This is a genomic window from Streptomyces sp. KLMMK, assembly GCF_036961605.1.
GTDB lineage: Bacteria > Actinomycetota > Actinomycetes > Streptomycetales > Streptomycetaceae > Streptomyces > Streptomyces telluris.
Genome location: NZ_JBAMDC010000262.1, coordinates 1 through 9,348, shown reverse-complemented (window position 1 = coordinate 9,348; position 9,348 = coordinate 1). Strand labels below are relative to the sequence as shown.

The 9,348-nt window shown below is 73.8% G+C and carries 11 protein-coding genes; 3 read left to right on the top strand and 8 right to left on the bottom strand.

Translation table 11 applies throughout. The features are described 5' to 3' along the window. The first annotated feature begins 134 nt into the window (after positions 1-134). The 3 genes from V7793_RS27305 to V7793_RS27295 all read left to right on the top strand — a co-directional run bounded on the left by V7793_RS27305 (position 135) and on the right by V7793_RS27295 (position 3,949). Positions 135-641 carry a MarR family winged helix-turn-helix transcriptional regulator gene (locus tag V7793_RS27305; RefSeq protein WP_336011056.1) on the top strand — a complete coding sequence of 169 codons (507 nt, stop codon included), beginning with the start codon at positions 135-137 and terminating at the stop codon, positions 639-641. 155 nt (positions 642-796) lie between these two features. Next, positions 797-3,064, top strand: a complete 2,268-nt coding sequence (locus V7793_RS27300; protein ID WP_336011053.1) for a heavy metal translocating P-type ATPase — start codon at positions 797-799, stop codon at positions 3,062-3,064. Positions 3,065-3,199: 135 nt separating this feature from the next. Next, positions 3,200-3,949 carry a polysaccharide deacetylase family protein gene (locus tag V7793_RS27295; protein WP_336011050.1) on the top strand — a complete coding sequence of 250 codons (750 nt, stop codon included), beginning with the start codon at positions 3,200-3,202 and terminating at the stop codon, positions 3,947-3,949. A gap of 18 nt (positions 3,950-3,967) precedes the next feature. On the opposite strand, the gene V7793_RS27290 is transcribed toward V7793_RS27295, so the two are convergent. The 8 genes from V7793_RS27290 to V7793_RS27255 form a co-directional block, all read right to left on the bottom strand. Continuing rightward, the gene (locus tag V7793_RS27290; protein WP_336011046.1) at positions 3,968-4,528 is read right to left on the bottom strand and encodes a hypothetical protein; all 561 of its coding nucleotides are present in this window, start codon (positions 4,526-4,528) and stop codon (positions 3,968-3,970) included. Continuing rightward, positions 4,525-5,988 (bottom strand): ATP-binding protein, encoded by a 1,464-nt coding sequence (locus tag V7793_RS27285; RefSeq protein ID WP_336011062.1) that lies wholly within the window; start codon positions 5,986-5,988, stop codon positions 4,525-4,527. Before V7793_RS27285 ends, V7793_RS27290 begins: the two co-directional genes overlap by 4 nt. A 32-nt stretch (positions 5,989-6,020) precedes the next feature. Then, positions 6,021-6,719 (bottom strand): response regulator transcription factor, encoded by a 699-nt coding sequence (locus V7793_RS27280; protein ID WP_336011043.1) that lies wholly within the window; start codon positions 6,717-6,719, stop codon positions 6,021-6,023. 185 nt (positions 6,720-6,904) lie between these two features. Further along, a complete protein-coding gene (locus V7793_RS27275) occupies positions 6,905-7,120 on the bottom strand; it encodes a dodecin (protein WP_168091199.1) in 216 nt (71 codons plus the stop codon). A gap of 90 nt (positions 7,121-7,210) precedes the next feature. Then, the gene (locus V7793_RS27270) at positions 7,211-7,453 is read right to left on the bottom strand and encodes a hypothetical protein (protein ID WP_336011039.1); all 243 of its coding nucleotides are present in this window, start codon (positions 7,451-7,453) and stop codon (positions 7,211-7,213) included. A 72-nt stretch (positions 7,454-7,525) separates the two neighbouring features. After that, positions 7,526-7,975, bottom strand: a complete 450-nt coding sequence (locus tag V7793_RS27265; RefSeq protein WP_336011059.1) for a universal stress protein — start codon at positions 7,973-7,975, stop codon at positions 7,526-7,528. Positions 7,976-8,053: 78 nt separating this feature from the next. Continuing rightward, positions 8,054-9,022 carry an L-histidine N(alpha)-methyltransferase gene (egtD, locus tag V7793_RS27260; RefSeq protein WP_336011037.1) on the bottom strand — a complete coding sequence of 323 codons (969 nt, stop codon included), beginning with the start codon at positions 9,020-9,022 and terminating at the stop codon, positions 8,054-8,056. Next, a partial coding sequence (locus V7793_RS27255; protein WP_443058006.1) for a class II glutamine amidotransferase occupies positions 9,019-9,348 on the bottom strand: 330 nt, incomplete at its 5' end. The genes V7793_RS27255 and egtD, both read right to left, overlap by 4 nt.

The following is a 9,348-nucleotide window of genomic DNA, read 5'->3' as shown; positions in this document are numbered from 1 at the left end:
ACCGGGCGCTGGCCTCACTCGCCCGGGGGCACGCACCGGGCGGCGGCGCGGCGCCGATGTGAGGGCTCCCTCCGGACGGTCACCGGCGGGACGGCAGAATCTACCCGGAGCACCGACTGGAAAGGATCACCAACGTGACCGAGGACATCGTCGCGCGCGTGCTGCGGCAGTGGCAGCAGGTCCACCCCGGACTCGACACCGCGCCGATGGCCGTGATCGGCCGGCTCAACCGCTGCGCGGCGCTGCTCCAGCAGGCCACGGACGCCCCGCTGGTGCGCGAGGGCCTGACGCGGGCCGAGTTCGACATCCTCGGCACCCTGCGGCGCACGGGCCGGGAGCTCACCCCGGGCCAGATCGCACGGGAGACCTTCGCCTCCGGGGCCGCCGTCACCAAGCGGCTGCGGGTGCTCGAAGCGCGCTGCCTGGTCGCCCGCCGCACCGACGAGCGCGACCGCCGGGTGGCCCACCTGTCGCTGACGGACGAGGGCCGGGAGCTCATCGACCGGCTGATCCCGCACCAGCTGGGCTACGAGAGCGCGCTCCTCGAAGGGCTCGGCGAGGACCGCCGGGCCGATCTCGCCGCGACGCTGGCCGAGCTGCTCGTGCTGCTGGAAGGGCGGCTCGGCGGCCTGCAGCCCTGACCCCCGGCACCTTCCGCACCGCCTGCTTCGGGCCGTACCCCCCAGGGGTACGGCCCGAAGTCGTTCCTCCCCTTGCGCGAGATACACCCCAGGGGTATACATGGAGGTACGAGATACCCCCCAGGGGTATGAGGGGAACGGCACGAGGAGCGCGGATGAGCACGACGACGAGCAGTACCACCGGCACGGCCGAGGTCGAACTCGCGATCGGCGGCATGACCTGCGCCTCCTGCGCCGCCCGGATCGAGAAGAAGCTCAACCGCATGGAGGGCGTCGAGGCCACGGTCAACTACGCCACCGAGAAGGCCCGGGTCTTCCACGCCGAGGACGTCTCGGTGGACGACCTGATCGCCACAGTGGTCGCCACGGGCTACACCGCGGAGCCGCCCGCGCCCGCCGAGGCGGCGCCCGCCGGTGCGCAGGAGGGGCGGCCCGCCGGGGAGGGCGACGAGCTGCTCACGCTGCGGCAGCGACTGGTCACGGCCGTGACGCTGGCCGTCCCCGTCGTCCTGCTGGCCATGGTGCCCGCCCTGCAGTTCGAGTACTGGCAGTGGCTCTCGCTGACCCTGACGGCGCCCGTCGTCACGTACGCCGCCTGGCCCTTCCACCGCGCCGCGTTCACCAACGCCCGGCACGGCGCGGCCACCATGGACACCCTGATCTCGGTCGGCACCTCGGCGGCCTTCCTGTGGTCGGTGTGGGCGCTGTTCCTCGGCGACGCCGGCATGCCGGGCATGACGCACTCCTTCGACCTGACGGTCAGCCGCGGCGGCGGCGCGGAGAACATCTACCTGGAGGCGGCCGCGGGCGTCACCGCCTTCATCCTGGCGGGCCGCTACTTCGAGGCCCGCTCCAAGCGCAAGGCCGGGGCCGCGCTGCGGGCCCTGATGGAGCTGGGCGCCAAGGAGGTCACGGTCCTGCGGGGCGGGCGCGAGGAGCGCATCCCGGTCTCCGGCCTGGCCGTGGGCGACCGCTTCCTCGTGCGGCCCGGCGAGAAGATCGCCACCGACGGCACCGTCGTCGAGGGCAGCTCCGCCGTGGACGCCTCGATGCTCACCGGCGAGTCCGTCCCCGTCGAGGTCGGCGTGGGCGACGCGGTCACCGGCGCCACGCTCAACGCGGGCGGCCGCCTCGTGGTCGAGGCCGCGCGCGTCGGCTCGGACACCCAGCTGGCCCGGATGGCGAAGCTCGTGGAGGACGCGCAGAACGGCAAGGCCGCGGCCCAGCGCCTGGCCGACCGCATCTCCGCCGTCTTCGTGCCCGTCGTGATCGTCCTCGCGCTCGCGACCCTCGGCTTCTGGCTGGCCACCGGGGCGGGCGCGACCGCCGCCTTCACCGCGGCCGTGGCCGTGCTGATCATCGCCTGCCCGTGCGCCCTGGGGCTCGCCACGCCCACCGCCCTGATGGTCGGCACCGGCCGCGGCGCCCAGCTCGGCATCCTCATCAAGGGCCCCGAGGTCCTGGAGACCACCCGCAAGGCCGACACCGTCCTCCTCGACAAGACCGGCACCGTGACCACCGGCCGCATGACCCTGCTCGCCGTCCGCACCGCCGGCGGCGTGAGCGAGAGCGACACCCTGCGGCTGGCGGGCGCGCTGGAGCACGCCTCGGAGCACCCCATCGCCCGGGCCGTCGCCGCGGGCGCCGCCGAGCGCGTCGGCACGCTGCCCGTGCCGGAGGACTTCGCCGACCTCCCGGGCCTCGGCGTCCAGGGCGTCGTCGAGGGCCACGCCGTCCTCGTCGGCCGGGAGAAGCTGCTCGCGGAGTGGGCCATGGACCTGCCGGCCGGGCTGCGGGAGGCGAAGGACGCCGCCGAGGCCGCGGGCCGCACGGCCGTCGTCGTCGCCTGGGACGGCGCGGCCCGGGCGGTGCTGGAGGTGGCGGACGCGGTCAAGGACACCAGCGCCGAGGCCGTCCGGCGGCTGCGCGCGCTCGGCCTCACCCCGGTCCTGCTCACCGGTGACAACAAGGCCGTCGCCGATGCGGTCGCCGCCGAGGTCGGCATCGACGAGGTCATCGCCGAGGTCCTTCCGCAGGACAAGGTCGACGTCGTCAAGCGGCTGCAGGCCGAGGGCCGTTCGGTCGCCATGGTCGGCGACGGCGTCAACGACGCGGCCGCCCTCGCCCAGGCCGACCTGGGCCTGGCCATGGGCACCGGCACCGACGCCGCCATCGAGGCCGGCGACCTGACCCTCGTCCGCGGCGACCTGCGCACCGCCGCCGACGCCATCCGCCTCGCCCGGCGGACGCTCGGCACCATCAAGGCCAACCTCTTCTGGGCCTTCGCCTACAACGTGGCGGCCCTGCCGCTGGCGGCCGCAGGACTGCTCAACCCGATGATCGCCGGAGCCGCGATGGCCTTCTCCTCGGTCTTCGTCGTCGGCAACAGCCTGCGGCTGCGCGGCTTCCGCCCCACGAGCTGACGGGCGCCCGGCCTCTCGCGGATGAGCCCCCTATGCCGGATACATGAGCAATTCGTAACAGGCGCAACGCTCTTCCCCGCCCCCGCACTCTCACTCGATGTAAAGGACACCGAGTGAGAGGGCGGGGGCGACGTCATGGCGCTGCCGAAGAGGCACAGGAACCGGATCGCGGCGACGGCAGCGGTCCTCGCGATAGCCGGCGGGACGCTCGCCGTGGCCGTCAACGACCGTGAGAGCGGCAGCACTTCCCGGGCGGCGGAACGGCCCGCCGCCGGCAGGACGGTCAGTCAGGAGATCGAGCACCTGCCGGAGGACTCCGGCAAGGCGGTCAACCTCACGATCGACGACGGCCCGGACCCGACGTGGACGCCCAAGGTCCTGAACGTGCTGAAGGAGTACGGCGCCAAGGCCACGTTCTGCATGACCGGGCCCAACGCGCAGAAGCACCCGGACCTCGTCAAGCAGGTCGTCGCGGCGGGGCACCGGCTGTGCGACCACTCCATGTCGCACGACACCAGGATGGACAAGAAGCCGGTGGAGTACCAGGAGAAGGAGATCCTCGACGCCCGGAAGCTCATCGAGGACGCCTCGGGCGGTGAGCCCGTGCGCTACTACCGGGCCCCCGGCGGGGCGTTCACCCCGGACAGCCGGCGCATCGCCGCCGGGCACGGGATGCGCCCGCTCGGCTGGAACGTGGACACCAAGGACTTCGAGCGCCCGGGCGTCCAGAAGATCCTCGACACGGTCCGGCGCGAGGTGGGCAAGGGGCCGACGATCCTGATGCACGACGCCGGCGGCCCGCGCACCCAGACCGTGGAGGCCCTCGGACGGCTGCTGCCCGAGCTCAAGCAGGAGGGGTACGCCTTCAGCTTCCCGCGGACCTGAGGGACGGCCGGGCGGAAGTCAGCGGGGCGGGGCGGGGGTGGGGCTGGGGAGCTTGGCAGCGGGGAAGGCCTGGTTGCTGTCGCAGACCAGGTCGGTGATGACGTAACTGCCGCCGCTGAGCTCGACCTTCACGTCGTGGATCTGCCGGCCGCGGGGCACCTCGTTGGCCGCCGCCGTGCAGACGAACTGGCTCCTGGAGACGGGTGTCAGCCGCAGCACGTTGAACGGCATCTGGATGCTCACCCGCAGCGTGCCGGTCGTGACGTGCACCTCCCCGTTCATCTTGGGCACGTCGGAGTACAGGCCGCGCACCCGCTCCTCCTCGTTCGGCCCCTGCAGCAGCAGCGCGACGGCGTCCTCGGCGCCGAGCTTGGCCTTGGCCGGCCGCGTCACGGACGTCACACCGGTGGGCGACATGAAGAAGAGCCTCGCCTCGGCCGAGTTGACCTCCCCCTGCCGCTTGGCCCCCGTGGCGGGCTGCCCCACGTCGATGACGTCGGTGGTGGTGACGCCGCAGCCCGTGAGCGCCACGGCCAGCAGGGCGGCCGGGGCGGCGCGGCGTACTCCTCGCGCCTTCACGCCGTCTCGCCCCCGCCCTGCCGCAGCGGCAGATCCACGGTGAACACCGCGCCTCCTCCGGGTCGGTTGGCGGCCCGCACGGTGCCGTCGTGCAGGCGTACGTTCTCCAGGGTGATCGCGAGCCCGAGGCCGCTGCCCTCGGAGCGGGCGCGGGCGGAGTCCGCCTTGAAGAACCGCTCGAAGACGTGCGGCAGCACCTCGGGGTCGATGCCCCGGCCGCGGTCCGCGATCTCGATCAGCAGCCTCCGCCCCGTGCCCTCCCCGGCCACCCGGACGGCGACGTCCACCGGTTCGCCGCCGTGCTTGAGGGCGTTGCCCACGAGGTTGGCGACGACGACGTCGATGCGGCGCGGGTCCAGCCGGGCGCGCACGCCCTCGGGCAGGTCGGCGGAGGCCTTGTCCTGCCAGCCGCGGGCCTGGAGGGTCTTGCGGACGGTCTCGGAGACGTCGACCTCGTCGAGGTGGAGGGCCGCGGCGCCCGCGTCGAAACGGGAGATCTCCATCAGGTCCTCGACCATCCGCGCGAGCTTGCCGGTCTCCTCGCTGATGAGGCGGACGGCGTAGGCGGTGTCGGGGTCGAGGGAGTCCGCGTCGTCGTCGAGGACGTCGACGACGGCGGTCATGGCGGCCAGCGGCGTGCGCAGCTCGTGCGAGACGTCGGCGGCGAAGCGCCGCGAGTTGGCCTCCATGCGGCGCAGCTCGGCGACGTTCTCCTCCAGGGCCTCGGCCATGTCGTTGAAGGTGCGCGAGAGGTCGGCGAGCTCGTCGCGGCCGGTGACCTTGAGCCGGGTGTCCAGTTCGCCGGCGGCGAGCTTGCGGGAGGCGCGGCGCAGTTCGCGCACGGGCCGCAGCACGCCGCGCGCGGCGATGAGGGCCGGTACGGCGGCCAGGGCGACGGCGGGCAGGGCGCCGCTCTGCGCGGCCTTGACCAGGGCCTGGACGTTCGCCTCGTCCTCGCGGAGCGGCATCTGGGCGTACACCTCCAGGCCGGAGGCCTCACTGCTGCCGCGGTAGGTGACCGGGAGCCCGATGGCGAGCCAGGGGTCGCCGCCGCTGTCCAGGCGCTGGAAGGCGGGGATGCCCGCGCGGACCTTCTCCTGGACACCGCGCGGGAGGATCCGGCCGTGGTCGCCTCCGGGCACGAGCCCGCTGCCGCGGTAGCGCACGTACACGGTCCAGCGCTGGGCGCTGCCGGCGGCGTTGAGCCGGTGCTGGAGGTCCTGCAGGGCCTGCTGGGAGAGCGGGAAGGCGTAGTCCGGCACCTGCGAGTTCACCTGGGAGCGCAGGGCCTCGATGGCGGTGTCCTGGGTGCGCTTGAGGATGGCGGTACGGGCCTCGCGGAACGTCAGCGCCGCCGTGGTGAGCGCGCTGAGCGCGGCGACCAGCAGGAACGCCAGGACGAGGCGGGCGCGCAGGCCGGCCGCGACGGCACGCAGGGACGGCCGGCGCAGGGACGGCACGCGCAGGGACGGCACGCGCAGGGCGGGCCGCCTCACAGGGGTCCGAAGCGGTAGCCGAAGCCGCGGACGGTCTGGATGTACTTGGGCGACCGGGTGGAGTCCTCGACCTTGGTGCGCAGGCGCATCACGCAGGCGTCCACCAGGCGGGCGTCCCCGTGGTAGCTGTGCTCCCAGACGTGCTCCAGGAGCTGCTGGCGGCTGAAGACGCGGCCCGGAGTGGCGGACAGGTACAGCAGCAGCTTCAGCTCGGAGGGGGCGAGCGGCAGGTCCTGGCCGTGCTTGGCGACGAGCAGGCCCTTGCGGTCGACGGTCAGGTCGCCGTGGATCTCCACGGGCTGGAGGGAGGCCGGGTCCGGGCCGCCGTCACCGGGGGCGGCCCGGCGCAGCACGGCGCGGATACGGGCCTCCAGGACCTCGCCGCGGGCGGGCTTGACGATGTAGTCGTCGGCGCCGGCTTCAAGGCCGAGGACGACGTCTATGTCGTCGCCGCGGGCGGTGAGCATGATGATCGGGATCTGCTGGGTGGTGCGGATGCGGCGGCACACCTCGAAGCCGCTGATGTCGGGCAGCATGAGGTCGAGCAGGACGAGGTCGGGCCGGAACGTGTCCATGGCGGCGAGCCCGGCCTCACCGGTCGCCGCGCCCTCCACCTCGTGGCCGCGACGGCGCAGGGTGAGGGTGACGGCGTCCCGTACCGCACGGTCGTCCTCGATCAGCAGTACCCGTGACATGCGGACAGTATCGTTCCCCTCGGCACACTCGTGCGCCGCACGGGCCTCCGAACGGCAGAACTGTCACGGATTGCTCATATTCGCCGGTGCCGGCCGCGGACGTGCCACTCGCGCCGCACATCGCTTCACCCGTACCGCGCGCGTTGCTCCGTCCGGGTTCTGCGGGCCGGGCCGCCGCGGCGGCCTCAGTCGCCCTCCTCCAGACGGAAGCCGACCTTCAGGCCCACCTGGTAGTGACCGATCGCGCCGTCCACGAGGTGTCCCCTGATCTGGGTGACCTCGAACCAGTCGAGGTTGCGGAGCGTTTGGGAAGCCCGGTCGAGGCCGTTGCGGACGGCGTCGTCCACGCCCTTCGGGGAGGAGCCGACGATCTCGGTCACGCGGTAGGTGTGGTGCGTCATGGGCGCTGCTCCAGGGGGTGCGGGCCGGTACGGTCCCCACCACCGTGGCCCACCCCGCGCCCGCGCGCGAGGCGAGCGCCCGCGCCCGGCTCACGTCAGGTCGACCACCGTGCGCTCGGCCAGGACGTCCGTCGCGGCCTCGGCTGCCGGCGGGGCGGGCGGGCCCGCGGTGTAGACCGCGAGGAGCTTGCCGGACTCGTCCAGGACGGGGATGTTCCTGGGGATGACCTCGCCGCCGGACAGGGTCAGGGACAGGACGCCGTCGCGGTCGGTGAGCTCCAGCCTCCCGGACGGCTCGGGAGCCTCCGTCGCTTCCGCTTCCTGGTCGGACATGGCAGGACCTCCTTGTCGCCGGGCAGCCGCAGCCTACCCCCGCCGTACCGGGGGAACACCCCTCCGGGACGGCTACGGCACCACGGTGACGGGCCAGCGTCCCGCCTTCACCAGCCGTACCGCGACGGAGCCGACGATGCGGTGGCCGGCGCGCTCGGAGGCGCCGACGACCACCGCGTCGGCCCTGAGGTCGTCGGCCGCCTGGACGAGGCCCTGGTAGGGGTCCCCGCGGAAGGTGTGGAACTCCCAGCGCACCTCGTGGACACCGCGCAGCCGCTCGGTCGCCTCGCGGATCTCGGCCAGGAGCTCCCCGGCCACCTCCTCCGTCATCTCCGCCACGGGTGCGCCCAGCGCCGCGCCGCCGGCCAGGAGCGGCTGGACGTAGACGACCGCGAGCAGCGCGTGCTGACGGCGGGCCAGGCCCGCGGCGTAGGCGGCGGCGCGCCAGGACGTGTCGGAGCCGTCGACGCCCGTGACGATCACCTTGGGCCCGTCCGTGCCGCGCTCGAAGCCGGACGGCAGGGCCCGGCTCCGCGGCTCGCGCGCCTCGTCGGCCTCGTCGTTCAGTCCGCCGTTCGCATCTCCGTTCACACCGGGAGGCTATCCGGCGGCGGGCACCGACAGCGACAGTGCGAACCGCCCTTCCTCGTCCGTCCACCAGTGGGTGGTCTCCAGGCCGGCCGTCGCCAGTTCGGCGCGCACCCCCTCCTCGCGGAACTTGGCGGAGATCTCCGTACGCAGCTCCTCGCCGGCCGCGAAGTTCACGGCGAGGTCGAGCGCGGGGATCTTGGCGACGAGGGCGGCGCGGGCCCGCAGCCGCATCTCGATCCACTCCTGCCGGGGGTCCCAGAGGGCGACGTGGTCGAAGTCGTCCGGGTCGAAGTCGGCCTCCAGTTCGCGGTTGATGACGGTGAGGACGTTCTTGTTGAAGGCGGCGGTCACGCCGGCCGCGTCGTCGTAGGCGCGCACGAGCGTGCGCTCGTCCTTGACCAGGTCCGCGCCGAGCAGCAGGGCGTCGCCGGGGGCGAGTTCGGCGCGGACGGCGGCGAAGAAGGCGGATCGTTCCTGCGGGCGCAGGTTGCCGATCGTGCCGCCGAGGAAGGCGAGCAGGCGCGGCGCGGGGGTGGCGGGCAGGTGCAGGCCGTACTGGAAGTCGGCGACGAGGGCGTGCACCGTCAGCTCCGGGTGGTCGGCGAGCAGGCCCCCGGCCGCGCCGGTCAGGGCGCTCTCGCTGACGTCGACGGGCACGTAGTGGTCGAGGGAGGCCAGGGCGCGGATGAGGTGGCGGGTCTTGTCGGAGGAGCCGGAGCCGAGCTCCACGAGGGTACGGGCCCGGGTGGCCGCGGCGATCTCGTCCGCACGGGCGATGATGATCTCCCGTTCGGCGCGCGTGGGGTAGTACTCGGGCAGGCGGGTGATCTCGTCGAACAGCTCGCTGCCGCGCGCGTCGTAGAACCACTTCGGCGGGAGCTCCTTGGGCGTGCGGGTCAGGCCCGTGGCGACGTCGGCGCGCAGGGCGGCGGCGGTCGCGTCGGCGGGGAGGGTGCGGGTCAGGGCGAACGGGCTCACGGGCAGGGCTCCTTGAGCGGTGACAGGGCGACGCCGGTGCGGGTCGCGGTGAGCAGGGTGCGGTCGGGGACCTCGGTCCAGCGCGGGTCGTCGTCGTAGGGCTCGGAGGCGACGGCCGTGCGGCCGCCGGGGTCCGCCAGGTACCAGAGGGTGTCCCCCCAGGCGGTGGCGGCGATGGAGGTGCCGTCCGTGAGCAGCAGGTTGAGCCGGGACCCGGGGGCCGCCTCGGCGAGCTCCGCGACCGTGTCGGCCAGTGCGCCGCCGGGGGCGTCCCCGCCGCGCAGCCGGTGCTCGACGAGGGCCCACACGAGCGCGGAGTCGCAGCG